Genomic DNA, 23908 nt, shown 5'->3' with positions numbered 1-23908 from the left:
CGACCGGCCAATGCTGTCAAGAAGTCGACGAATGTCACGCCGTCGTTGGCCACCCCGAACACGCGGGCACGTTGCAACACTTGGTGGGCCCAAACACGGTGTGGCCGCGACTCGTTCATCTTATTGCGGTAATGCGACCGGCTCACGCCACCGGTGTCTGATGCGGCGATATCGGAAGCGTCGCGGAACTCTTCGTGAGTGACGACCGATAGCGCATGCACGGGGGCGGCGTGGGTGGGGTGAATAATGGTCTTACCGAGCAGTCCGTTAGCTCGGTCGAGGCTAATTTCGCGTAGCAGGCCATCCAAATCCCGACTGACCAGCATGTCGCGGAACCGCACTGCGTCGTGGTCGCGAAATGGGGTGGCGCGCAACAACGGTCGGAAGAGTCGTTCGTGGTCGGCGAAGTATTCCCACACTGGTGCGGTAACCACGAATCCGGTCCCGTCGGGACGGCCAAACCGGTTGATAATGGCGGCGAGGACGTCGGCGACCACCTTGACGTCGTAGATTGTGTGATCGCGATCCCGTCGGATTCCCAGCGACCCGCACATATCGGTGGCGCCGACACGAACTGCGAGCACGGTTTGGCGGTGCTCGTCCAACAGGTCGACCAGGGCGGTAAGTTCGGCGTCACGGGTCTCCTGGAACAGGATGCGCTCAGATTCCAACACCGGCATGCAGTACAGGTGACGTGACAACGCGGACGCGGCGTCCTCAGTTTGGCGGAGATACCGTGCGCCGGTGTCCGCTTCAAATTTCGGAATGACGAACCCAGCTAGAGCATGCGCTCCGACTGTAAGTCTGTCGGCGATTTGGGGGATGCAGTCGTAGCTACGGACACGCACGAACACCATGGTGGCGAGTGGATCGGCGGCCAGCTCGTCGAGAGCAGTCACGACGTTATGCATCGCGGCGTCGGCGTGCATATCGTCAACGGCGTCTTCGAGGTCAAGCACCATCGAACAGATGCCCTCGCTGGCGCGGCGTGTGACCGTGGCGGCGAGATCGGGACGGTCGGCGGGGATGTAGAGGGTTGCGCCCAGGGCGGTCGCGATCAGGCGTGGTTCGTCGTGCAGCGAGATCACCTCAGGTGGCTTCCAGAACAGCTGAGCCTGTTGTGAAGCATTCAGGTGTTGGAAGTGTTGGATACCCAGGGTTGTGGCGACCTCGCCGTCGGTCACCGTGCGGACTCCTGTCGGATGCGAGCAACGATTCCTGCGACGAACTGTGCCACATCGTTGAGTTCGAAGTGGTATCGCCAATAGTCGGGATGCCGGCCGCTGAGGGTGGCCACGATGCGGTCGATGCGCAACGCCTGAGCGTCGAGTGCGGCGCCCCACTGGGCCTGCGCGCCTCGATCGACAGCGAGCCGCTGGGCGTCGCGCAGACGGAAACGTGCACGCTGTTCGTCCTGCTGTGGGTCGCTGCGCACGCTGCGCAACAACGCCAGTCGTTGCGCCGGCGCGTCGACATGCTCGGCGGCGGTAGCAAGAACGGTTCGTGCCATCCCAACCAGGTTCAGCGCCGTTTCGGGATCGCCGTCGCGCGCTGCCGTCTCGGCCTGCTGCAGGAGGCCCTCTGCCCGATTGAGGTCGACACGGCACCTGTGTTCATTGCCAAGCAGGTCGGCAGAACTATCGGCATGAAATTCTCGTAGCAGGGTTGATACTGCGGCGCTGATGCCTTCGGTGCGGGTCTTGAGTGCTTCGAGGCGAGTTCGCACAGAGGTGACTGCCCTGCGCGCTTCCTCGGCGCGGCCTGGGGCCAGGTCGAGGACGTCATTGAGCGCTGCGGCCGCGGTGCGGAGTTGCTCACTGCTGTTTTGAGTCGCGATCAGATCAGAGCGGTTGCGCGCCGCTGACAGCTCGGCTGTTGCTGACTGCATCAGCAGGTGGGCCGCGTGGACAGACGGGTAGTCGCGCCACGGAGCGTCAATGCCAGCCAGGCGCTCGTCAGCGGCGCGGGCTGCTGTGGTAGCGGCGGCGGCGGCCGCAGCGGCCGCGCTCACCGCGCCAATCGCGTTGTCCAGGATGTAACGGTGACGCGAGTAGAACGCGTCGACTGCTGCTGCCGCCTCGGCCAGGTGCCTGGCAACTTGCGCGGCCGGCTGTGTGGGCTCTCCGTTTGCCGCGGTCAGTGGAAGGTAGGCGGCCATGGCGGAGTAGCAATGTTGTGCCACCGACTCCCATTCCTCCGGGATTGATGAGGCTGGATGCAGCGCGGCGGCCGCGGCGACGGCAGCCTGGGCAATTCCCTGACGGTGGTCGAGGTCAAGGAAAGCGGTAGTGAGCGTGGCCGCTACGTCCGGTGGGCGCGTTTCGGTGCGCGGGCGGCGGGTGAGCCTGAGCCAGCGACCGGACACCAAGGCATCGTAACCAGGAGGGCGTGGGGAACCCTCACAGGTTTTGCTAAGGCAGCAACGCTTGATGCACTACGGTATGTGTCGTCACTGCGCGCACCGGGGTAGCGCGGTTCTTACTGAAAGGTAGTTCTCGATGGGCGTCAGTCTGACCAAGGGCGGCAACGTTTCGCTGACCAAGCAGGCACCTAACCTGACTGCGGTGACCGTAGGTCTCGGCTGGGATGTTCGCAGCACCACTGGAACGGACTTCGATCTCGACGCCAGCGCCATCGCCTGCGGTGAAAACAAGAAGGTGCTCTCCGACCAGCACTTCATTTTCTTCAATAATCTGCGGAGCCCTGAAGGAGCCATTGAACACACCGGTGACAACCTGACCGGGCAGGGCGACGGCGACGATGAGGCCATCAACGTCGACCTGGCCGCCACTCCGCCCAACATCACCAACATCTTCTTCCCGGTGTCGATCTACGAAGCTGAAAGCCGCAGCCAATCCTTTGGCCAGGTACAGAACGCGTTCATCCGCGTGGTGGATCGCGCTAACGGCACCGAACTGGCCCGCTACGACCTCTCCGAGGACGCCTCAACGGAGACCGCCATGGTGTTCGGTGAGCTGTACCGGAATGGCGCCGAATGGAAGTTCCGCGCTGTTGGCCAGGGGTATGCCTCTGGGCTGTCCGGAATCGCCCGCGACTACGGCGTCAACGTCTAAAGCAGCACAGAGCATTTGACGCGCCCGCCGATACTTTCTCGGCGGGCGTGCCCAACTTTAGTAAGGAAACTTGGTTTCGGTGGTTATTCGCACCTTCGGACTCTCGATCGTCGTCACGGTGGTGTCGTTGATCATTGCCTACCTTTACGGTGGCGTCGAAGCGTTCATCCTCTGCGCAATACTGGGCGTCTTCGAGATTTCACTGTCCTTCGACAACGCAGTTATCAACGCTACTGTTTTGCGGCGGATGAGCGAATTCTGGCAGAAGATGTTCCTCACCGTTGGCATCCTGATCGCGGTTTTCGGGATGCGGCTAGTCTTCCCACTCGCCGTCGTCTGGGTGACTGCTGGCCTGGATCCGGTGCGGGCGCTCGACGTTGCGCTCGACCCGCCGGCCGACGGCGAGGCGTACTTCCCCGATGGCTCTCCAAGTTATGAAACAGCGTTAACCGCAGCACACCCGCAGATTGCTGCATTCGGCGGCATGTTCTTGATGTTGCTGTTCCTCAACTTCATCTTCGCCGAACGTGACATTCACTGGCTGGCTTGGCTGGAACGCCCCTTGGGTCGCGCCGGAAAGCTCGACCAGCTCGCTGTTGTGGTCGCGCTGCTGGCCCTCGTGCTCGCCGCTGAGCTTCTCGCCGACGATGCGCACCGTGCCACAGTGATGGTTGCAGGCGCCTTGGGGTTGATCACCTATATCGTCGTCAACGGTTTGGGCTCCATGTTCGAAATCGACGACGACGAGCTGCGTGAAGAGGCCCTCGCCGAAGATGCCGGCGAGGCACCGCGGACAGGGAACTCTGGACCCACCCAGTTGGCTACCGCGACGGGCAAGGCCGGCTTTTTCCTGTTCCTCTACCTCGAAGTTCTCGACGCATCGTTCTCGTTCGACGGGGTGATCGGCGCGTTCGCGATCACGAGCGATCCCATCATCATCGCTCTCGGCCTGGGCTTCATCGGAGCGATGTTCGTCCGCTCTATCACCATATTCTTTGTGCGCAAGGGAACTCTGGCCGAGTATGTGTACCTCGAGCACGGTGCGCACTGGGCTATTGGTGCGCTGGCTGTAATTCTGCTTGTGTCGTTGGGTGTCCATGTCAATGAAGTCCTTACTGGATTGGTCGGTGTCGTTCTCATTGCCGCCGCCCTCATTTCCAGCGTGCTCCGCAACCGCCGTATCGCAGCCGACGAACGCAACCAGACACTTTCGCCGATAAGTTGACCTGTCCGAAATAGGCTGCGCGTACACGCGAACTGACAGCGCGGCAATCACCGAGGAGTCTCATGGCAATTGACTACACCCGGCGCCCTTCCGCAGCCGCTGGACCCACACCGGGCGGGGTGAATCTCAGCAAGGTCAGTCTGACCAAACAGGCCCCCACCGTGAGTCTCACCAAGCCCGGACAACAGCAAGGGGCCATGCGGGTCAACCTGAACTGGTCGCGGGGTCAGCAGAAAGCAGGTTTTCTCGCCAAGCTGGCCGGCGGCGCCAGCGGTGGCGTCGACCTCGACTTGGGATGTCTCTACGAGCTGTCCAACGGCGACAAAGGTGTGGTTCAGGCACTCGGTAACGCCTTCGGATCGTTGCATGGTGCGCCGCACATTCAGCTCGACGGAGATGATCGCACCGGTAGCGCCGTCGGCGGCGAAAACATGCACATCGACCTGTCGCAGCCGCAGGCGTTCAAGCGAATTCTGATCTTCGCGATGATCTACGAGGGCGCCCCCAACTGGGCCGCTGTCGATGGTGTGGTCACGCTGTTCCCGACGGCCGGGCCACAGGTTGAGGTAAAGCTGGATTCAACGAACAACAACGCACGGATCTGCGCCATCGCTTTGCTGACGAACACCGGTGCAGGAATCGACGTCACCCGAGAAGTCAAGTACATCAACGGCAGTCAGTCCGACCTCGACAAGGCCTACCGGTGGGGCATGCGCTGGTCTGCAGGCAGAAAGTAACCACTCGGTTAGCGTGCACCACCGGAAGGAACGGGCCGTGGGTATTGCGCTGCGCAAAGGCGAGAACATGCCCATCTTGGCCTCTGTTGCCGAAATCCGTTGTCGATGGTCATCTTTCGGTGATGTCGACGCCGACCTCTCAGCACTGCTTCTGCGCGGCAGACAAGTGCGCACTGACGACGATTTCATCTTCTACAACCAGGCCGAGTCAGTCGACGGGTCGGTAAAGTATCTCGGCAAGCGCCACGCCGGTGACGGATTCGAAGACAGAATTGCAATCAACCTCGCCGACGTAGCCGCAGCCGCCGACATCGACGCTATCGCGGTTGTTTTGAGCGTCGACAGCGGACATCGCTTAGTCGAGCTTGGTGCTGTGACTGCAACCATCCTCGATGCCGGCGGTACGTCGCTAGCGACATTCACGATGATCGACCTCACCGTGGAGACAGCAGCCGTAGCGTTCGAGATTTATCGGCGCGGGGGGTGGAAGGCACGCGCGGTGGGGCAGGGTTATCACGACGGACTCGCGGGCCTAGCAAGAGATTTCGGTGTCACGGTCGACGACGAATCGCCGTCCACGCCCAACCCAACGGACCCATCCCAAACCCCGACACCAGCCGTGGACTGGAACAACCCGCCGGTCCCCGCCGGCTATGAAATCTGAGGCCACGATGGGTTTTAGGTTGAGCAAGTCCATCAAGGTCGTTCCTGGTGTGCGCCTCAATGTCAGTTCCCGCGGACTGGGTTACTCGGTCGGCGGGAAAGGCATGCGGGTCACCCGTCACGCCAACGGCCGAGTCAGCCGCACTCTGTCGATCCCGGGGACCGGGCTGTCACACCAATCCACACTTCGACCCGGAAGCTCACGTCCTCACAGCCGCAACCAGAATCCGCCGGCCGCGCCACCCACGCCTCGATCGCCGGCACCGGGGATGTTCGCACCGTCATGGGAAAAAGACCTGTTCGCGATCCTGACCTCCACGATCCCCGGGGACTTCCCCAACATCTCCCGTAAGCATGCCCGCAGCTCACCTCACGTCCGAGTCATAGCGGCGACGCTGGAAGGCTTGTTGCACTTTGAGTTCGGCGACGGCGACGAAGCAGCACAAGAACGCGCGCGCACGCTTCTCGGTTGGGCCGCGGTCCAATCCATCACCGACCCAATCCGACACTTCACCACCACGTACCTTTTCGACCGAACTTGGCCGGTAGAAATTGTTCCCGGGGTGACCGCTGAGTTGCACCTGCATGACGATGTGGTCCTGCTGGCTGCAGCCGAACTTCACCAACGTGCCGGCGACCTTGATATAGCCATCTGGACCGTTGAACGGGCTCGGCCTACCGCACATGCCGCATTGTCTCTGGGGGAACTGTATAGCTGCGCGGACCGACATCAAGAAGTTATCGACCTCACGAATGGTGTTGGCAACGATGACGACGCGACCGCTCTGCTACTGGCACTACGCGGTCGAGCATTCGCACACCAGGGTTTTCATGACGCCGCCCGCGAGAGCTTCGCACAGGCACTTCGGGTTCGCAGTAGGGCGGCTGCTGTGCGCCATCGAGCCCTCCTGGAACGGGTGCAGGTCGATCTCGTCCAGCGCCGCAAGGCGGCCGCCCGCAAGGGTCTGGAAAAGATCCTGGCAGAAGATCCGACCTACCCGGGGCTCCGAGAGGCACTGGCGGCCCTGGGCTAGACAAAGTTCAGCGAAATGTTCACCCGGTGGGCATGACTGAAGCTTCAAGCCGTGATTGTTTGTTAGCGTCTAGATAGTTAGAGGTCGAATTCCGACGGGTCGATACCAACGGCAAAACACACGTCTTTCACAGCGGCCTTCTCGTACTGATCGAATGATCCGTCCGCACCGCCAATGATGATGCCGATCTGAACGACTGCCCGCGCCTGCTCCGGTTTCGACTTCAACTTCCCTATCGTGGCCGTGGCCTCGACTTTGCCGAAATCAAAATCGCCGTTGAGCTTGTCACAGAACCAATCGAACTTCTGCCGCAGGTCGTCGGCATCGAAGACTGACAGCGATTGGTTACTCATAATCAAAGCCGCCGTCTTCTGTCGTTCCGTAGGATCAATCGACCCATCGGCGGCGGCGACCAGCGCGCACATCGCCATTGCGCCGTTAGCGAACTCTTTGTTCTTGAACTGGGCAGTCTTCACCTGCAGCTGATCGTTTAACTCGGATGTCCTCGCCCGCAATTGATCCCAGAATCCCATTACCGTTCCTCAAGTTGTCGGTTGCCCACAGCGTAGCGAACCGCCACGCCGTCCGATTCCGGCATAACCGTTTCCACCAAGTCAAGTCCTGGCTGCTGATAGGACCGAAAATAATGGCATGCTCAGACTGTTTTTGGCGGCATCACTGGTGAAAAGGTCGCGACGATGTGCAGGCCATAGAGCTGGGGACGTGATCAGATCGCTGTAGAGGTCGGCGATGGCTGCGGTAAGCGCCGTGTGGTGATAGTCCCGACCCCAGCCCGCAGCAATGCGTTCCGCACAGGTAACAACCCGAATCCCATTGTTGGACAACAGCATCTGCGAACCTCCCTGGGGGTTCGACCCAGCCTAGAGGCTGAGGTCGTATCCCTGGTCGCGGTGTCTTTGCTGCTCGCGGGAGCGATCGGCACCGCGGGCGCGGTCGTCGAGGGCGCGGTGAGTCTTTTGGTGCACGGTGCGGCGTTGCAGAACATTTCGGTCGCGGCGGGCGAGCAGACTCGCAACGCGGTCAGGCAGCAGCTCGGCGGGAGTGTCGGCGGCGCTCTGGTGGGCGGTGCGGGCGGGTTCGTCGCGCCCGATCACCTCGCGCACCAGTCGGGCGGCCTGCGCACTGGTGCCGCGGTGGGCGACGTGCACTCCCGTCTCGGGGGTGGCGTGCTGATGGTCGGCTTCCCCGGTGGTGCGTTGGTAGAGGTAGGCGTAATTGGCTGCACGGCCGCGGGTCATGGCGACGTAGAGCAGGTTGCGGCTGGCGTTCTCCCCGAGCATCGCGTGCGTGGTTTCGGCGGTGACGCCTTGGGCTGAGTGCACGGTGACCGCGTAACCGTGGGTGACGTGTTCGGTCAGGTAGGCGCCGGCGAATACTGCCCGCGCGCCGTCGCCGATACGGCGGGCGGCGATGCGCTGGTGGTCGGGGTCGACACCGATGACCTGCCAGCGTTGCCCGTTGCGCACCGGCGCCTCGGTGAGCCGCTGTTTCACGTCGTGGGCGTCGTACACCTCGATGGCGGGATCGTTGCGGCGGGTGATGATCACCTCGCCACGAGCGACCTGCTGGCCGCGTGCCGCAGGGACTGTCGGCTCGTCCGCGGCGGTGACGTCGTCGTGGATGCGCCGATTCAGGGCGTCGGTCATCTCCACGGTGTCGGCCACCAGCAGGCTGTCGATGCCGGCGGCGTGGTCAGTGCGCCATGCCTCGAACGCGTCGGCGGCCATCGCGATGGGGTCTCCGGTGTGCAGCCGATCGTGGTCGCGGTACCAGCCCACCGCGCGGCGCACCGGTGCCGGCCCACCGTCACGCAGCGCCAATGAGGCGCTGCGCTCGGCCGGGTCGCGCATCCGCCATACCTCGGTCAGCCGCTGGGTCCAGGGCAGATCCTCGCACAGTTGGGCGAACATCCCGCCGCGCGCCTTGACCGGGGCCAATTGGTGGGCGTCGCCCACCAGCACGGTTTTGGCGCCCGCCGCGGTGGTGGCGCTCAACAAACGGCGCAAGTCATCGGTACCGACCATCCCGGCCTCATCGACCACCACGAGGTCGTGATGCGTCAGCGACAGACTGCCCTCGGCGAGCTGCTGCAGGGCCGAGGCGATGGTGTACCCGGTGTCCCCAGCGCCCTCGCCCAGGGCGACATCGACGGCCTTGCCGGTCGGCGCCATGACGATCACCCGCGCACTGTGGCGTGTCTTCGCGACGCGGCGCAGGGTGCGCAGCGAAGTGGTCTTACCGGCGCCGGCCGGCGCGCTCAACGGCTGCACCAACCACGGGCTGATGGCGATGTTGCGCACCACCCGAGCCTGCTCATCAGACAACGCCGCCCCTCCCGCCGACCACGGCGTGGCCTGCAGATCGCGGTGATCGCGCACCCACACCGCGGCCCGCGAATCGCGGGCGTCGACGAGGTCGAGCACCGCCACTTCCTCAGCGAGAATCCGGTCCACGGTGAAGCGTTCCGAGCCTTCGCGTTGATGGGCCAACCGCGGCCCGGACAGCCGCATCCCGACCGCATCAACGCACTCCTCGATGACCTGCCGAGGCATCCGCACACCCGCCCCGGTGATCGATCCGCCGCCGGCCGCCGCGGCTGCGCCATCGTCGGTCAACACGGGGAGTTGAGCGCCGATCACCTCGACCAGATCCGCGCGCGTCAACGCCGCCTTGTCCGCCCGCGCGGCCATCGCCGCCACCGCCCGCCGATCGACCGCCACACCGGTGCGCTCAACACGCACCCCCGCTCTCGAGGCGGCACGTTCACGGGCACTACGCGCCTCCCGTTGCGCGGCCCGGTCAATCCCGAAACCCCTGCCGTCTGCCAGCCACCCGGCCCGCAACTCCGACCACGCCAGCTGCTCAGGTTTGTGCGGTCGGGTGGCCTTCTGCGCGGCCGCCAACTGCGCTTGCGAAAGCCCCTCGGCGGGGTCAATCACGGTCAGATTGTTGGCCGCCCACTCCCGCAGTTGGGTCGAACGCGTCGACCACGCCGCAAGATTTTTCGGATCAACGCCGGCGATCTCGGCCATCCCGGTCCGCAGATCCACCGGACCCCACTCCACACCCGCCAAACGGTGCAGTTCATAACGCAGCGTGGCCTGGTAGATGATGCCCGCCGCGCGAGCTTCATGGAACAACGACGTGCCATCCAACGACACCAACCGACCATCACGGCGGGCCTGACGGTTCGGGACCAGCACGTGAGTGTGCAGATGCGGATCCCCCGCCCGCGAGGTCTCGTGCTGATACGCCGCGGCGACCAACCCCGGCAATTTCTGAAGGTCTTTTTCACCGGTTATCGGGTTGTGCACCCGCGTATATCCGGCATGCGCAGCCAAATATTCGAGCGCTTCAGCGATCGCGGTGGCGTGCGCCGCGGCGACCGCTTTGTCGGCGACGTCGCCGCCGAACGCGCGCACCAGCGACACCGATTTCGGGGCGCAGAACGTCAAATCAAAGCCATGCACCCCACCGGATCCGTGCGCCCGGCCGCACTCCCCCGAGGGCGCCACACCCTCATCGAGCCAGCGCGCCACGACGTCGGGATCGGCATCTCCACCCGCCCGCGAACCGTCCGCTAAACCCACCAGCTCCGCGGCCGCACCGGTGTCCCCGGCACACGTCCACACCGGGGTGCGAGTGTCGCGTTCGGCGTAATACTCCGCCAACCCACCGCCGGCAGACTGAGCGTCTTTGACGGCCTGCCCGACCGCCCGGGCGGTGTCGTTGTAATAGTTCACCGACCACCGCGACAACTTCGCAATCGTCAACACAACACCACCCCACACCCTGCTCGAAAATGCAGCCGGACCACCCGATACGCACGAAGCACGAGCGCTCAAACCGAACCGCACCACCAGCATCGCACAAACTTGTGCAAATGTGCCATATGGTTAATGGTGGTGAGAACGGTGGTGGGTGGAGGCGAAGCGGGAGTGGACGGCGGGAATGAGGCGGAGTGGGTGAAGATGGGAAGGAGGGGAGCGGCGTCAGGGAAGCTGAGGCAGTGCGGGAAATGCGGGCAGGGAAGGACGAAGATGGGTTGGTTGGAGATGCTGACTTTGGCGTCTCGCCCGAACGTCAGCGCGCCGTTTCGCAACCACTAGGCGCGTCGTCGACCAGGCGCTCAACGGTGCACTCATCGCGCCGCCGGGCCGTGCCTCCACCGGCATGCCATCGCGGTGTCGCTGACCGTGCGTGCGGCTGGTGCGCCCACCGCGGGTGCGTTGAGCGCGCTCGGTGAGCACGCGGCGGATCTCTTCTCGGGCCGCAGCGATCCGTGCCCGCGACTCGTCGGTGAGCACCACCGGTGGCGGCGTCTGGTCGATGCTGACGGCGGCGGAGCCGCCGGCCTTTGTCGGGGTTTCGGGGGGTGACCAGGACAGCCGTCGTAATCGGCTGTGCAGGAACGCGCCAGGGTTGGCGATGTGGTCGGGCCAGGTCGCTCCTCGGGCGCGCATGTCGGCGTTGAGCGCGTCGTTAACCGCGCGCGCTGACCACACCGCGGGGTCGATGCCGGCGGCGGTGAGCGCGTCGCAGATGGCGCCGATGTGGGCGCGGTCCAGACCCTGCGTGCTCGCCACGAGCCCAGCGGCGAGCCGCTGGATGGCCAGCGGCCGCGCGGTGCGGCGCCACGGCGGTGCTTGTCGGGGTTTGGGTTTGTTATCGGAGATTCGGTTGGCGGGCGCGCTTGCGCGCTCGCTTGGTGAGTAATTCCCTACGGGAGAAGAAAGACCAACGCCGCCTGACGGCGGTAGGTGGAAATCATGCACAACGGACGGGTCACGGGACGTGCTTCGCGGCGCGGCACCAGGTGGTACACCGAGGGTCTGCGGCCGACGCTGGGGGTACCTGGTGAGCCGTGGCCGCGCTGCGCCTCGACGGCCCACTGTGACACCCGTAGGACCCGCCAGGCGGCCGTCACCGTGCGCACGTCACAACCCACCCGGGACGCGATTGTCGCGCGTGTGACGGCGACGTGGCGGCCGGTGGCGTGATCGGCGTGCTCGGCCATCACCGCGGCGATCGACAACAGCGTGGCCGAGGTGATCGACACCCGTTCCTCGGCGCACAGCTGGCCCAGGGCCGGTGTCTGCGCCCACTGGCGCAGACCGTCGAGCCAGCCAGCGCGACTGGTCCACATCGGTGCGCGCGGTGCGCAAGCCCCGGCGCGCTGCACCCATTCGCGGCGCCGTTCGTTCGCCAGCGCACGCACGACATGCGGACTAGGAGCAGCAGGAGCTACACCTGAGCCGAGCGGCGTCGGCGACGTACCGCTTGCCCGACGTGATCGGGCACTGATGAGGTCACGATTTGCACACTGGGTGCGCGGCTTATCTGGTAAGCCAGGCAGGCGTGCGCTACCGTGAGAGCTGTCCAGCAAGACAGTCCCTTCGGGGAATCGGGTGCGGACCCAGAACCGAGCTGCGAACTCGGTTCAAAACCTCGACCAGGGCCTCGCTACGGCGAGGCCTTCGTCATGTCAGCGGGGTTTCCGCACACCAGCTATTCAGATGTCACATCTGCCAAGAGACTCGCCGCCAAGACGAGAAGAGTGAGCCCCCTGGCGCATTCGTCACATCGCCAGCGGCAGGACCTCCTTATCGAGCTCACGGACGGCCTCAGGGCGGCCAACCGCAATGGCTAGGAGGTCGGCCGAAAGTTGGCTGACACTGGTGCCGCGTTCTGCGGCCATTTCACGCAGTCGGACATACACGGATGCGGCAGCACGAACTTTGATCTGCTCGCGCTGACCTTTGTGCGGTTGGGCCATGCACCCGATCCTTACGCAGAGAAGCCCACGTACCTGGTACCGACACGCACACATTCCGTCTCTCCTTTCACACGGCTACCGTTCGGGTTGTGATCGATTCACCGGAACTGGAGGCGGCCATCGCAGCGGTGTACGCGGCACAGTTGCCGATCCCGGCGTGGTGGCCGGGCGAGGCGCGGTCAGCGTTCATCGAGGAGTACGCCAGCGAGGCGGCTGGCATGGTGCTCTCGGAGTTGGACGCGATTGGCGATCGGGTGAGCGACTGGGCGGCCCGATCACAGGTCAGCGGCGCGGATAAGACCACGGTGATCGCCAGCCTCGACGCAGCAGGTTCTGCTCGATGAAGCCTGCAACGAAGTGCAGTACGACTTGAACGAGCTGATCGTCAGTAGGAGCGCAGAGCTGATGGCTGAAGCTGTCTTCGCCCACGGTCCGCCTCGCGCTCGTGTGGCCGATCCAGCACTGAACGACCCAGCCCCGGACGGGGGTCTATGGCTCGAAGTGCGAGCGGAAGCCTTCGAGCCAGTCCGCGCGCGCATAGCCGTTGAGGTTGGCCGGAACCCACGTCTCGGCATCATCGGGACCGTCTGCGTCGCCGCTGGCCACCCGCTCGTGGGCTTCGAGGTAGCCGGCCACGTGCATGTCATCGGATTGGGAAAAGACAGCCTGCATGGTGACCAGGTTCGTTTTGAAGTCCTCGTAGGCGCCGCGGCGCTCGGCGTCGGTGGTGTAGTCACCGCCGTATCGCTGCAGCCACGCTTGCCAGTGCTCAGGAGAGCCTGGCTTCGGCGGCGTCGCGGGGATGCTCACTTGGGCCACTTTAGGCCGCCGTACCGACGACGAGCGGGACCGGAGCGGCATAGCGGCACCGTCCGACCAGCATGTCCAAGAGTTGGACGCCGTTCGACGCGGGCCCATCGATCACCGCCTCCAGAACCCGCTCAAGGGCGAGATCGGTGGCCGGCGCATCCTCCAGGAGCAGATCAAGAAGCTCCTCCGCGGCGGGAGTGTTGAACGGATTGGCCATCAGCTTTGCACACAGTGCGCGAACCTGGGACGTGAAGTCCCGGAGCGCACTCACGTCGTCTTGAACCGTTCGTAGCGTTTCCATGCCCACCACTGTAAGAGCGTGCGTGCATACATGCAAGCAACTTGCGTGCAGTGGGCTTTTCGCGTGCATGTAGAATTGCGTGCATGCCCGATTCGGCTGGGAAGGCTATCGACGGCGCGGCCGCGGCCGAAGTCAGCAGCGCACTGCCGCTGCGTAAACGGCAGCAAAAAGTGCCGTTGAACACCTATGTGCGGCCAGGCACCCAGCAGCGCATTGAGGTGTTGAAGGACCGCGGGTACGCGGTCACCGACATTGTGGATGCGGCGCTTAACGAGTTCTTGGACCGGGCCGGCGTTCCGCAGTCCGAATAGCGCTTCACTCCCTCTCAAGCGATCAGCTTTTTTCGCCGTTTCCTCGTAGTGGCCCCGTTTGCGCGGTGGGTGGTGGGCTGTCAAGGCTCGACCGTGGTCGACCGCGCAGCGGCGGTACGGCCTTGACCGCCACCATCCACCGTTTCGCCACAATCGAGGCCGAGGAAGACGTAGGTGCGTAGTTCAAACGCTTAAGCGTTATAGCGCTATAACGCTTAAGCGTTGTTGTTAGGCGCGTTTTCGGCCAGGGCCGCTATGGGCTGCGGCGCTGCGTTGCAGCTCAGCGACGATTTCAGCCGGGGTGAGCTGTTCGGCGAGCCGGTTGAGCGCCAGACGGACGACGGCACTGCGGGTGGCGTCGACGCGCGGCTTGGTCGCGCGGGCCGCTGCGCGCACGGTCTCGAGGTAGACGTCCGTGGTGTCGTCGAGGTAGATCGACACTTTCGTGAGGTCGGTGCCTGCAGCCGGCGGGGGCGTCACCGGGGCAGGGGCCGCCGGCTGTGCCTTGGGCGGTTCGGATGCGGTTGCTGGCGATGGCGCTGCGGGCATGTCGACCGGCGTGCGGCGCGGTTGGTGTCGCGGCGGCGGGATAGTGCGGCGCGATGTGGTCGACTTCGAGCGCATGGCGGTTAGCGAGTCCAGTCCGTCAGCCATTGACGTACTCCTTCACGAAGGTGCTGAGGTCGGTGAGCGCGGCCGCGACTTTCTGTAGAGATCTCGCGGGTGGCGCTTCGGCGGTGATGGCGATGCGCTTTTTTCGTGTCCCTACGTGCAGTGCGGTGGGTATCGGTGGAGCGACCTGCACGGGTGTGTCGGCGATGATGGTGCGCAGTCGCTGAATCTCGGCGGCCGGTGGTGTCGTTGGTACGAAGTTGGGCACGATGACGAGCGGGTAGTCGGCCGCCTCATTGACCAGCTCGGCGGTGGCGTCGAGTTCGGCGGTGCGTAGCGCGGTCGGAGCCAGCACGATGTTGGCCACAGCCAGCGCGCCGTGGGCAGCTGGGCTGGCGCCGGGATGGGTGTCGACCACGATCCACGGTTTGCCCCATTCGGATGCCCACTTTGTGAGGGCATCGGCCATGGTGTCGGCGTCGGGCTGGTGGTCATAGAGATCGGGATGACCGGGGATGAGGTCGGGTTTCTTGAATCCGCGCAGCGGTCGCGGCGCGACGGCACCCGCTTCCAGTGCATCCAGAAGTCTTGATCGTGGGTGATCTTGGGGGCGATACCCCCACTTGGCTGTCACGCCTCCCCCGTCGTGTTCGAGATCGACGAGAACCGCATCAAGTAGATAGGCCAGTTCGTAGGCCAGGAAAGACTTGCCCACTCCACCCTTGCGGGAGTGGCAGACAGCAATGTTGGTTGTCACTCTGGAATTATAGCGCTGTAACTCTTTAACGCTTAAGTTCTACAGCGTTTTAATGTTTTAGTTTTACAACGTTAAAGCGTTAGATGCGGAAACCCGGCGGTACGCGCGCTGCGCAGCCCCCAGGGGTTCCGTTGCTCGGCTCCGCCCAAAGCGCGGCTCGCGCCGTCGAGGAGGGACGCGTGCACCCCGTCCCTGTAGACCTGCATGCACCCGAACAAGAATTAATGACGGGTGCCGAGACCCGCGCAGGAAAGGATCTGATCCGGATGTACGCCGCAATCGTCCCGTTCGGGACTGTGACGAAGGTCTGCGCATGCTGACCGCTTGGGCCGATGAATCCGGGTCGCGTCCAGACCTCGATCCTGGCGCGTATCTGCTGGCTGCGACGTTGTGCGATAACGATGATGTTGCGGAGATGCGCAAGACGCTAGACGCTCTGCGTATCGGTGAAACGAAGCTGCATTGGCACGGCAGCAGCGCTGAGCGCCGTGTCGAGTTGGTCGCCGCCGTGGCCGGCCTTCCAGTCACCGGGTTCGTCGTGGTTCACGTCGACAAAGACGCTGATGACCGTCGACATCGGCGAAAGTGCATGGAGTTTCTTCTGCCGCACTTGGCGTTGATGCCGTGCTCGACGATCACCTTCGAATCTCGCGGCCAGCTCGACGCCAGCGACCTCGACATGCTGCAGAAATTGCGGTCACGCAAAGTTGTCGAAGCGACGGTACGGATCGAGCACTCCATAGGCCGTCACGAGCCGGCGCTGTGGGCCGCGGACATCGTGTGCGGGGCCGTGGTCCAGGCCCGCATCGGTAACCGGACCTATCTCGACATGCTTGGAAGTGCCGTCGAACTTCACACGATCTGACGGTGTGGAGGGGACCTGAATACATCGGGTTCGTTGCGGAACACTTGGCCGTGGCCGTAGACTGGCCGCGTAGCCATCCCATCGAGGTGGGTTTGGAAGTGAGCCGCAGGATTACTCGCCGGACGACGAGGCCTGTGGCTCGCGCTTTTCTAGGGGTTAGCGAGAACAGGCATTGACCTCGTGTCTGCTGTTGCTCGTACCGTAGATGGCATGAAGAAACGCCGCACAAAAACAGTTCGAAGAGGCCACCAAGGCGCTTAACACCGCCGCGGAGGCGCTCGACGCGCTCTCGTCACGATTCGCACCGAGACAGATCCACGCCGTCGCAAGCGTCTGACCTGACACCCACTGCGCGCGCAGGCGCCATTCTCATTTCTAGAGAAAAGAGACACCCTCGGGGCGCATCACCGTCACCGGGTAGCCCCAGGTCGCGCTGTCTCATTTCCTGTCTCACACCGCGTGTCTCAGATCTTCAATGTCGGAGGGCAATGAGACGGTGGTGGCGTGACAACGATCCTTGGGTATGCGCGGGTGAGCACCGCGGGCCAAGACCTCGATGGACAGCTCGCCGCGCTCGCCTCCCAGGGTGTCGAGTCCGGCCAGGTTTTCACCGACAAGCTTTCTGGTGCGGTGAACACTGACCGGCCGGGCTTGGCGGCCCTGCTGCACTACGCCCGCGAAGGTGACACCGTGGTCGTCACCGCCATCGATCGTCTCGGGCGTTCCGTCGCCGAAGTTACGCGCACCATTGCCGAACTCGGTGAACGCCGAATCCTGTTGCGCGCCTTACGCGAAGGCATAGATACCAGCACACCGACAGGCCGCGCGGTGGCCGCGATCATGGCCACCCTGGCCGAACTGGAACTCGAACTCGGCCGCGAGCGCCGCGCTGCTTCTCGTGACTCCAGGCGAGCGCGCCGCCTACCGGCCACCAAGCCCGCCAAACTGACCCTTGAGCGGCAGCAACAGCTCCGTCGTCTCGCCGAGACCGGAGAACCCGTTCACGAACTCGCTAAAGCGTTCGGCATCAGCCGAGCAACGGCATACCGGTACCTCTCCGCGCCCGTGAACGACCCAGCGCTGGAGTCGAGGCAGCCGTTATGAATCTGACCGAGCTGGGCGCGGCCCTTGGCCCCTTCTTCGATATCTCAGGCAGCCCTTCACACCAGCAGCTCCGCGATGCATTCGCCCGCCACGGCCTCGGTCATCTCGACCCGGCACCGGAGGGAAGAACATCGAACGGGTCCCACCTGGGCAAGATGAAGCGAATCCGACATGTCTTCGCCTCACCGGCAGCGCACAACGCGACTGCGGGGCTGCCCTTAGCCCGAGAACTTGTGGCACTGTGTCGGGCTCACGGGGGCTTCAACCCTGACAGCGAGAGCTATGCCGGCAGCGGGAGAGTGACCCAGCTCGTCCAGGCCTTCGCTCCGCTCGGCTTCACTCTCGAACCCGACGGGTCCACACGACCGACCGTCATCGACAAGCGGCACAGAACTCACAGTGACGCTGCGCAGCTACGTCGACAGAATCAACTCCAGCCCCGACGACGCCCCGCTACAGGTAGGCACGGGAAAGGAACTCGACGAATCCGCCGCCCGCCACGTTCTGACAGAACTCCTGGGTGACTACCCGGTGTCGGGCAACTTCCCGGTCACATTGACCAGTGCTTTTACCGCGATCGGCATGGCCACCCCCACGGAGCTGCCAAAGCTCGATCCCGACCCGCACCGTGCAGTGCATCAATGCCTGTTCCTACTGGCCACCGCAGTTAACCGACTCCGAAACGACGCTGGCACCGGTCACGGACGACCTGGACCACCACGCAAGACCACCGAGTTGAGCGCAGCCGAAGCCCGCCTCGTCGCTCGCGCAACCGCACTCGTCGCAGGAGCGCTGCTCGACAAACTCGACGGCGGCTGAGGCGCGCCACCTGTGTCTAGAACCGTCATTTTAGATACGCCGCGCGACGCCCAGATTAAACCGCTCGCCGTTGCCTTATTGATGGGCGGTTCGTGAATCGCGGCAATGCTGCGGTCACGCGACGCGTGCAACAGATCATGATGCGGCGACCAGACTGTGCGGTTGGAGAAAGCCTCGGCAGGTGGCGATCAAATTGCGCCGACGGGCTCCGCTAGTCTTTTCTGAGCATTGCTGCTAGCGAAGCCAGAGCACAGAAAGCGGGAAGCGTCGGAGTGTTAATGACGGCACGAAATATGTTGGGGGCGATATTTTTAACGGTTACTGTCGCAATACTGACGGGATGCGGCACTGCGGAGCGTAATCAGGTAGCTGACGCCGAAATTACCTCGACGCTACCGCCAACATTGACGCCCAGTTCCTTGCCGTCGAATCTTCAAAGCGCGCTTCCATCAACGACCGTCGACACCTCGCCACCCAGCGGCGATCGCAGAACAGACGCGCTGGCCGAGCTGAGCCGGTTGCCCATCAAGGGACGTGCGCCCAAGACAGGTTACGACCGGGCGCTTTTCGGTGACGCGTGGACTGATGATGTAACCGTGGAGGGGGCCGAAACGGATGTGACACTCGCAATGACATTTTGCGGCGCGACCTTGTAGACATTGTGTTCAAGCCTGGCTCCAATGACTGTGCAATCGTCAGCGGGATACTTCACGATCCTTACTCGGGCGCGACTATCGCGTTCGAGCGGGGCGCGGACACCTCGGCCGATGTTCAAATTGACCACATCGTGGCCCTGTCTGATAGCTGGCAGAAAGGTGCGCAGAACTGGGATGAGGTCACACGCCGTAACTTCGCCAACGACCCTCTAAATCTGCAGGCCACAGTGGGCAATCTCAATCAGCAGAAGGGCGACGGAGACGCGGCCACATGGTTACCACCGGACAAGTCGTATCGCTGTTCCTACGTCGCCCGAATTGTGAAAGTCAAGTCGGTGTACGCAATTTGGGTAACGCAGGCCGAGCGCGACGCTATCGTCCAAGTTCTTTCGAGCTGCGGTGCATCCGATTTTGACATGCCGTCTGAAGAAACATCCTCGGAAACAACACCGGTAGAGACGGAGCCGTTTACGCCGATCACCCAGCCTGAGCCGTTGCCGGAATCCCCGCTGGCGCCTTCACTTCCGCTGGAAACTCCGCTACCACCGGTGGACGTTTCTGCGGCGTACTACCCCAACTGCCGCGCCGCCAAAGCGGCGGGCGCAGCACCGTTGTACGCCGGTCAACCAGGGTATCGAACGGGACTTGACGGCGACGGCGACGGCGTGGCGTGCGAAGGTTAATCCATTGAGGGACAACCCCTTACCGCATGGTTTTGTTCACAGGAACCGTGAGAGTTGCGGAGCGGCTTGCCCGGGGTGCTTGGCCTGCATTCCCTCCCCGATTGCTTGTAACTTCCACTCGCCGCCCAACCGGAAGATCTTGGCCATCACCATGCCGGTATAGCGCATGCCGCTGCCTTGCAAGGTATAGCGAGCCAGTTCAGCCTTCGACGTCGCATCGACGAGGCGACAGAATGCGTTGCTGAGTTGATCGAAGGTGTGGCCACGGTAGGACGTCACAATGAACAGCACTGAGGTGATGTGAGTGGGGACTCGGCTCAAATCGACGGAGATGGTCTCGTCATCCCCGTCACCCTCGCCGGTGAGGTTGTCTCCGTGATGCTTGATTGATCCGTCTTTGGACTTCAGCTGCCGGAAATAGCAGATGTCGATCAGCTCCTGACCGGTGAACAGCACTGCTGAAGCGTCGAGATCGATGTTCGACGCCCGGCCCCCGAAAATGCCGCGTTTGAGCGGATCCCATCCCAACCCCATACGAACTCGTGTCAGGGCGACACCGCCGTCCTTGCGCAAAGAAACACGTTGCCCCTTGGCGAGGTTCACGGTTCGACCTTTGACCAGACTGATTTCACCACCGGTCGGCGGTGAGGAAGCCGGCGGTGGCGGAGGTAATGTCGGGCGTCCTGCCGGCGGGGGAGGTGGTGGTGGTGCCGGGGCATCATCGACGCTGACACCGTGGTCGGTTACCAGAGCAGCGAATCCGCCGGCGTAGCCTTGGCCGACGGCCCGCACCTTCCAGGCTCCGTTGCGGCGATAAAGCTCGAGCGCAATGACGATCGATTCGCTGGTGAGACCGTCGATGCGGTACTCGTAAAGGATGTGGCCGGTGGTGTCGGATACCCGGGCTACGGGTGCGGCTGTCGCTCCAAAGGTAGAGTTCGGATCATCAAGTGTGATGACCACGCGGACTCGGGCAATGTCAGTGGGGACGGCGTTGAGTGCGACTGCGAGGCTGGCGGGTTGGCCGGTGGCCCCGGCAACCAGTCTCACCCCGGGGCCAGTGGGCTGATTAAAGAACACAAAGTCTGCGTCCGTGCGTACGTTCCCGTTGTCGGTCACCAGCAGAGCCGACAGGTCAGCCGGCGCCGCGAGCTGTACTGACGCCACCAGGTCGGCAGCGGTCACCGGCCCATTCTGCCCTTTACTCAGTTGCGTACTCACGCAGTTCCTTTCGTTATAGGGGACTGATGTGGTGCTTTCTTCAACGGTGGAAATCTCGTATGCTCGGCGCTCTGGTGCAGCCACGCCACGATCTCGTCGGCTGCCGAGGCGCCGCTGGCCTTGGTCACCGTGGTGCGCTCAGATGTCCAGCCCAGAGAGTGGAGCTCACCGTGAGCCGGTCGGATGGAGGCATCGGCGTAGCTCAGCAGTTCGGCGTCGAGAGCGCCATCACCGGCGGCGAATAATGGTGCGTCGGTGTGGAGTTGGCCGGACTCGGTGAGGCGGTGGCGAATCTCGGCCACAGCCCGTGATTTGCACAGGCTATGGGGCACGGTGTAGATCTTGCGCCCCTGCCGGGAGACCCGCCAACCGCGCGGCGTACACCATGACGCCCATGTTGCCATGAAGTCGGCGGGTAGCCGGGCCTCGTCAATGACGAGGTAGCAGAACAACTCTTCGGCCATCTTGAAGGTTTTTACCCATTCGTCGCTGGTCTGTTCACGCATCGCTGCAGCGATGACGTCGATCCCAGGTCCGTCGGCTCGAATCCGTGCTCGAACCGTCGAGTTCCACCGGTCGTCGGGTTCCCCATCGATCAGTATTGAGCCGCCGTTGCTGGTTACCGCGAAGGGGTACGGGCCTCCAGGAAGAGAAAGGCGGCGGTACTGTGCCACAGTTCGTGTGGTGGCCGGCACCACGATGTGCTGCGCGGCGAAGTCGGTTAAAGCGTGCATTGCGGTGTCGGTCATGAAGGAGATGGCTGCGCCGTCGTAGATTTCGACACATGCCTCGGGTGGGGGAGTGGTGGCGAAGAAGCGGTGGGAATAGATGAGGGTGCGATCTAGGTCGCTGGCGATCAGGGCAGAGGCCTTCACTCGGCGATCTCCTTGATCAGGCCCACGCAGGCGTACGCGAGGTCGGGGTCGACGACGACGGGGACGTTTCGCGCTTCGGCGAGCAACCTGATGTGACGATGTTCCGGGGCGTCGGGATCCCGTACCACGATGCGCCACGGGAGTCTGCGCAGCAGCACACGAGTGGTTTCCCCAATGCCCGGCTTGACAAAGTTGCTGGTGGTGATCCCGTACTGCTGCTGAATCCGCTGCACTGTGGTCAGGCCCGACCAGGTGGGTTCGCGGTGTTGATCATTCCCAGTGTCGCGCATTCGGCGGACTTGGGTTTCCGCAGTCTCGAACTGGGCGCTGACAGTATCGAGAAACACGTTGGACATGTCGGCCGGGCGCAGATCGCGGTAGAACTTCGCTCCGTGGAAATCGGTGGGCCCAATGACGCGGGGGTTGAGTACCGTGCGCGAGACAAGGCCTGACACAGTGGAATTCAAGCAGGCTGAGGCAATCAGAAAGTCATCGCGGGTGCCGAATGTTCGGACGCAGTGGCCGGGATCGGCCAACACGGCGAGGTCGGGATTGAAGACGATCTCCGTGCGGTGAGCATGTTCGGTTATCGCGTCTGACAGTTCCCGGGTGATGGCTCCCTTGCCGGTCCATCCGTCGACGAACACGACTCGGGCTGGATCGTGGTGTGTGCTCAGGTAGCGCAGCGCGCAGGTGTCGATGCCTCGTCCTCGAACAATCGACACGGCGTAGTGAGGTAGCGTCAGCCTGTGTTGAGAGGCCGCCCAGCGGCGCATGAGAATGCCGATCGGGGTCCCCGCGCGGGCCAGCGATACCAGGGCGATGTCTGTCCCGCGTTCGGCCAGGACGAGTTCAGTGAGGTAGCCGACCGCGACCGCGAGCCGATTCGCGGTTTCGCGTAGCACACTGTCGAACAGGTCCAGGTAGACGGAATCAGGCTGATACTCGATTGGCAACGATTCCGCGTAATGGGCGCGGCCGCTTTGAATTTCGCGCTCTCGGTCAGCGGTCGCCGCTTCGAGCCTCATATCGGATAGGTCGGTGAGGAGCCATCCGACTTCGTGGGCAGCGTAAGTTCCAAATGTCGGGCCGGTGAGGGGTTGTTTCACTGCTGGCGCCCGCGGATCTCGGCGAGCGTGGTGGCGTCCGGGCCGTCGACTTCGGCGATGATGACGTCGTAGCCGGAGGCTGCGAGAACCTCGCCGACAGTGAGATCGCCGCTGGCGGCGATGCGGTCGACGAGCAGCACGAGTTGTACCCGCACGTGCGGCGGCGCTTGCCATCCGTTGTAGAGGAACCGGGCCGAGGTCTCGCCGGGCTCGCTGGCGGGGAATGTCCATCCGGTTCCCAGCGGATACTCAGGGTGGTTGTGCACGTAGGCCGGTGATCGAGTGGTCGATTGGAAACGGGTGTTGAAGCCGTGTCGAGCCAGTTGATCGGCAAGCCTGAGGGGCAGATACATGAGCTCTTCGTGCCCGACCAGTAGTACTGGGCGGCTGGGGTCCAGGTATGAGTGCAGGTGTTCCGAGGCCCAAAGTACGGCCTCTTCGAACTCTGGGCGGTCCTGGCGCAGGAAGCCGTGCCGCCCTCCTTCGGGTACGTGGGCCGGCCACGGCAGCGTTAATCGACTCGGTGTGCTGGGGGGGCGGTCTGAGGGGGTGTTCAACACTGGTGGGTTCAGTGCGCACACGGCGTCGATGAGCCCGGCCGGCTGATCGACGTCGCCTTGAGCCAGGCTGACGAAGTGCACCGAGGTGCGCAGTTTGTTGCTGACGGCGGCGGCGGCGTCGTGCCGGTGTGTGTCGTTGCGGACATCGACAAGTGAAGCGACGACATAATGGGCGCGGTGCTGGAGCTGTTGCAGTGCAGCGACTGTCGCAAACGCGGTGTTTCCGGTGGAAATCTCGTCATCGACAAGCACGATGGGTCGCGGTTGAGCGAAAAGGTCCGCGCTGCTGGGTTGCAGTGTGTGGTCGGTGGCGTGCGAGTGACCCTCCTGAAACTCGGCGTAGATCATATTTGGCGGTGCGTGACGTCGGGTGGTGTGCAGGTACATGGCCGCGTCGAGGTTGTCGGCGACGCAGTGACCGAGACTGGTCGCAGTTTCGGCCATGCCCAGCACGTCGACATCCCCGAGGCCCAGGCTGGCAACGGCACGCCCGAGTTGGTGGCCGGCAGCAATCACGTCACGCGGGTCGGCGGCGATGTGTTTGCCGAGCACCGACGACACCAGCAGGTGCGCCCGCCGGGGTTGCGTCGCAATCCGGGGGCGACTAGCTCGGTCAACAACGGTGTGCCGGAACGGTGGCGCACGCGTAGCCCGAAGGTCTGGGTTGCCCAGGATTCGTGGTCGGTTGAGGTCAT

The 23908-nt window shown here is 63.5% G+C and carries 26 protein-coding genes and 2 pseudogenes; 12 read left to right on the top strand and 16 right to left on the bottom strand.

Features of this window, described 5'->3' with window-relative positions; all coding sequences use genetic code 11:
• Both DYE23_RS30350 and DYE23_RS30345 read right to left on the bottom strand, forming a co-directional pair.
• Positions 1-1184: HpcH/HpaI aldolase/citrate lyase family protein (locus tag DYE23_RS30350; protein WP_372516231.1), on the bottom strand; the 1184-nt coding region annotated here is incomplete at its 3' end.
• Positions 1181-2365: a hypothetical protein gene (locus DYE23_RS30345; protein WP_131722643.1), complete on the bottom strand. Its 1185-nt coding sequence runs from the start codon at positions 2363-2365 to the stop codon at positions 1181-1183. The genes DYE23_RS30345 and DYE23_RS30350, both read right to left, overlap by 4 nt.
• Positions 2366-2498: 133 nt before the next feature.
• Here DYE23_RS30345 and DYE23_RS30340 point away from each other — a divergent pair, with 133 nt between their 5' ends.
• The 6 genes and pseudogenes from DYE23_RS30340 to DYE23_RS30320 all read left to right on the top strand — a co-directional run bounded on the left by DYE23_RS30340 (position 2499) and on the right by DYE23_RS30320 (position 6733).
• Positions 2499-3074 carry a TerD family protein gene (locus DYE23_RS30340; RefSeq protein WP_048470768.1) on the top strand — a complete coding sequence of 192 codons (576 nt, stop codon included), beginning with the start codon at positions 2499-2501 and terminating at the stop codon, positions 3072-3074.
• 79 nt (positions 3075-3153) lie between these two features.
• On the top strand, positions 3154-4299 hold the full coding sequence (locus DYE23_RS30335; protein ID WP_046364876.1) for a DUF475 domain-containing protein: 1146 nt from the start codon (positions 3154-3156) through the stop codon (positions 4297-4299).
• A gap of 62 nt (positions 4300-4361) precedes the next feature.
• Complete coding sequence (locus DYE23_RS30330; protein ID WP_048470767.1) at positions 4362-5036, top strand: TerD family protein; 675 nt, start codon at positions 4362-4364, stop codon at positions 5034-5036.
• A gap of 37 nt (positions 5037-5073) precedes the next feature.
• Complete coding sequence (locus DYE23_RS30325) at positions 5074-5700, top strand: TerD family protein (protein ID WP_082730653.1); 627 nt, start codon at positions 5074-5076, stop codon at positions 5698-5700.
• A pseudogene (locus tag DYE23_RS31970) lies at positions 5690-5860 on the top strand (DUF4236 domain-containing protein); the annotation flags it as partial. The gene DYE23_RS30325 and the pseudogene DYE23_RS31970, both read left to right, overlap by 11 nt.
• A 108-nt stretch (positions 5861-5968) precedes the next feature.
• Positions 5969-6733 (top strand): hypothetical protein, encoded by a 765-nt coding sequence (locus tag DYE23_RS30320; RefSeq protein ID WP_048470766.1) that lies wholly within the window; start codon positions 5969-5971, stop codon positions 6731-6733.
• Positions 6734-6810: 77 nt separating this feature from the next.
• On the opposite strand, the gene DYE23_RS30315 is transcribed toward DYE23_RS30320, so the two are convergent.
• From DYE23_RS30315 to DYE23_RS30300, 5 genes are all read right to left on the bottom strand, one after another.
• Positions 6811-7266 carry a tellurite resistance TerB family protein gene (locus tag DYE23_RS30315; protein ID WP_046364872.1) on the bottom strand — a complete coding sequence of 152 codons (456 nt, stop codon included), beginning with the start codon at positions 7264-7266 and terminating at the stop codon, positions 6811-6813.
• A 348-nt stretch (positions 7267-7614) separates the two neighbouring features.
• Positions 7615-10530, bottom strand: a complete 2916-nt coding sequence (gene mobF / locus DYE23_RS30310; protein WP_068920435.1) for a MobF family relaxase — start codon at positions 10528-10530, stop codon at positions 7615-7617.
• Between the two features lie 216 nt (positions 10531-10746).
• Positions 10747-11340, bottom strand: coding sequence for a hypothetical protein (locus tag DYE23_RS31620; protein WP_235660721.1), 594 nt, complete (start codon positions 11338-11340; stop codon positions 10747-10749).
• A gap of 134 nt (positions 11341-11474) precedes the next feature.
• Positions 11475-11972, bottom strand: coding sequence for a hypothetical protein (locus DYE23_RS31615; protein WP_235660719.1), 498 nt, complete (start codon positions 11970-11972; stop codon positions 11475-11477).
• 360 nt (positions 11973-12332) lie between these two features.
• Positions 12333-12530, bottom strand: a complete 198-nt coding sequence (locus DYE23_RS30300; protein WP_068920437.1) for a toxin-antitoxin system — start codon at positions 12528-12530, stop codon at positions 12333-12335.
• A gap of 89 nt (positions 12531-12619) precedes the next feature.
• Here DYE23_RS30300 and DYE23_RS30295 point away from each other — a divergent pair, with 89 nt between their 5' ends.
• A complete protein-coding gene (locus tag DYE23_RS30295; protein ID WP_235660718.1) occupies positions 12620-12874 on the top strand; it encodes a hypothetical protein in 255 nt (84 codons plus the stop codon).
• Between the two features lie 145 nt (positions 12875-13019).
• Here the strand turns inward: DYE23_RS30295 and DYE23_RS30290 are convergent, their stop codons facing one another.
• Both DYE23_RS30290 and DYE23_RS30285 read right to left on the bottom strand, forming a co-directional pair.
• Positions 13020-13340, bottom strand: a complete 321-nt coding sequence (locus tag DYE23_RS30290) for a hypothetical protein (RefSeq protein WP_068920436.1) — start codon at positions 13338-13340, stop codon at positions 13020-13022.
• A gap of 10 nt (positions 13341-13350) precedes the next feature.
• The gene (locus DYE23_RS30285) at positions 13351-13641 is read right to left on the bottom strand and encodes a hypothetical protein (RefSeq protein WP_068920434.1); all 291 of its coding nucleotides are present in this window, start codon (positions 13639-13641) and stop codon (positions 13351-13353) included.
• A gap of 83 nt (positions 13642-13724) precedes the next feature.
• On the opposite strand from DYE23_RS30285, the gene DYE23_RS30280 reads away from it, so the two are divergent.
• Positions 13725-13952, top strand: a complete 228-nt coding sequence (locus DYE23_RS30280; RefSeq protein WP_068920433.1) for a hypothetical protein — start codon at positions 13725-13727, stop codon at positions 13950-13952.
• Positions 13953-14180: 228 nt separating this feature from the next.
• On the opposite strand, the gene DYE23_RS30275 is transcribed toward DYE23_RS30280, so the two are convergent.
• The 3 genes from DYE23_RS30275 to DYE23_RS31890 form a co-directional block, all read right to left on the bottom strand.
• Complete coding sequence (locus DYE23_RS30275) at positions 14181-14432, bottom strand: hypothetical protein (RefSeq protein WP_115329328.1); 252 nt, start codon at positions 14430-14432, stop codon at positions 14181-14183.
• Between the two features lie 166 nt (positions 14433-14598).
• The gene (locus DYE23_RS30270; RefSeq protein ID WP_068920431.1) at positions 14599-15321 is read right to left on the bottom strand and encodes a ParA family protein; all 723 of its coding nucleotides are present in this window, start codon (positions 15319-15321) and stop codon (positions 14599-14601) included.
• 427 nt (positions 15322-15748) lie between these two features.
• Positions 15749-15898: a hypothetical protein gene (locus DYE23_RS31890; RefSeq protein ID WP_308207162.1), complete on the bottom strand. Its 150-nt coding sequence runs from the start codon at positions 15896-15898 to the stop codon at positions 15749-15751.
• 12 nt (positions 15899-15910) lie between these two features.
• On the opposite strand from DYE23_RS31890, the gene DYE23_RS31885 reads away from it, so the two are divergent.
• The 4 genes and pseudogenes from DYE23_RS31885 to DYE23_RS30250 all read left to right on the top strand — a co-directional run bounded on the left by DYE23_RS31885 (position 15911) and on the right by DYE23_RS30250 (position 19448).
• Positions 15911-16186, top strand: a complete 276-nt coding sequence (locus tag DYE23_RS31885) for a hypothetical protein (RefSeq protein ID WP_308207161.1) — start codon at positions 15911-15913, stop codon at positions 16184-16186.
• Positions 16187-16690: 504 nt separating this feature from the next.
• Positions 16691-17290 carry a recombinase family protein gene (locus DYE23_RS30260; RefSeq protein ID WP_048470758.1) on the top strand — a complete coding sequence of 200 codons (600 nt, stop codon included), beginning with the start codon at positions 16691-16693 and terminating at the stop codon, positions 17288-17290.
• A 399-nt stretch (positions 17291-17689) separates the two neighbouring features.
• A complete protein-coding gene (locus tag DYE23_RS31610) occupies positions 17690-18109 on the top strand; it encodes an abortive infection family protein (protein WP_068920430.1) in 420 nt (139 codons plus the stop codon).
• A 278-nt stretch (positions 18110-18387) separates the two neighbouring features.
• Positions 18388-19448 (top strand): annotated as a pseudogene (locus DYE23_RS30250) (GmrSD restriction endonuclease domain-containing protein).
• Positions 19449-19484: 36 nt separating this feature from the next.
• Here the strand turns inward: DYE23_RS30250 and DYE23_RS30245 are convergent.
• The 4 genes from DYE23_RS30245 to DYE23_RS30230 are packed head-to-tail and all read right to left on the bottom strand — an operon-like array spanning position 19485 to position 23774.
• The gene (locus DYE23_RS30245; protein WP_048470757.1) at positions 19485-20669 is read right to left on the bottom strand and encodes a TerD family protein; all 1185 of its coding nucleotides are present in this window, start codon (positions 20667-20669) and stop codon (positions 19485-19487) included.
• Complete coding sequence (locus DYE23_RS30240; RefSeq protein ID WP_063899040.1) at positions 20666-21544, bottom strand: HAD family hydrolase; 879 nt, start codon at positions 21542-21544, stop codon at positions 20666-20668. Before DYE23_RS30240 ends, DYE23_RS30245 begins: the two co-directional genes overlap by 4 nt.
• Positions 21541-22653, bottom strand: coding sequence for a cysteine protease StiP family protein (locus DYE23_RS30235; RefSeq protein ID WP_048470770.1), 1113 nt, complete (start codon positions 22651-22653; stop codon positions 21541-21543). The genes DYE23_RS30240 and DYE23_RS30235 overlap by 4 nt, the downstream gene beginning before the upstream one ends.
• Positions 22650-23774, bottom strand: a complete 1125-nt coding sequence (locus DYE23_RS30230; protein WP_235660716.1) for a phosphoribosyltransferase family protein — start codon at positions 23772-23774, stop codon at positions 22650-22652. Before DYE23_RS30230 ends, DYE23_RS30235 begins: the two co-directional genes overlap by 4 nt.
• Positions 23775-23908: the final 134 nt, after the last annotated feature.

Origin of the sequence: Mycolicibacterium gilvum (assembly GCF_900454025.1) — a bacterium.
GTDB lineage: Bacteria > Actinomycetota > Actinomycetes > Mycobacteriales > Mycobacteriaceae > Mycobacterium > Mycobacterium gilvum.
The sequence above is the reverse complement of the archived record's forward strand: the minus strand, read 5'-3'. Positions and strand labels throughout refer to the sequence as shown.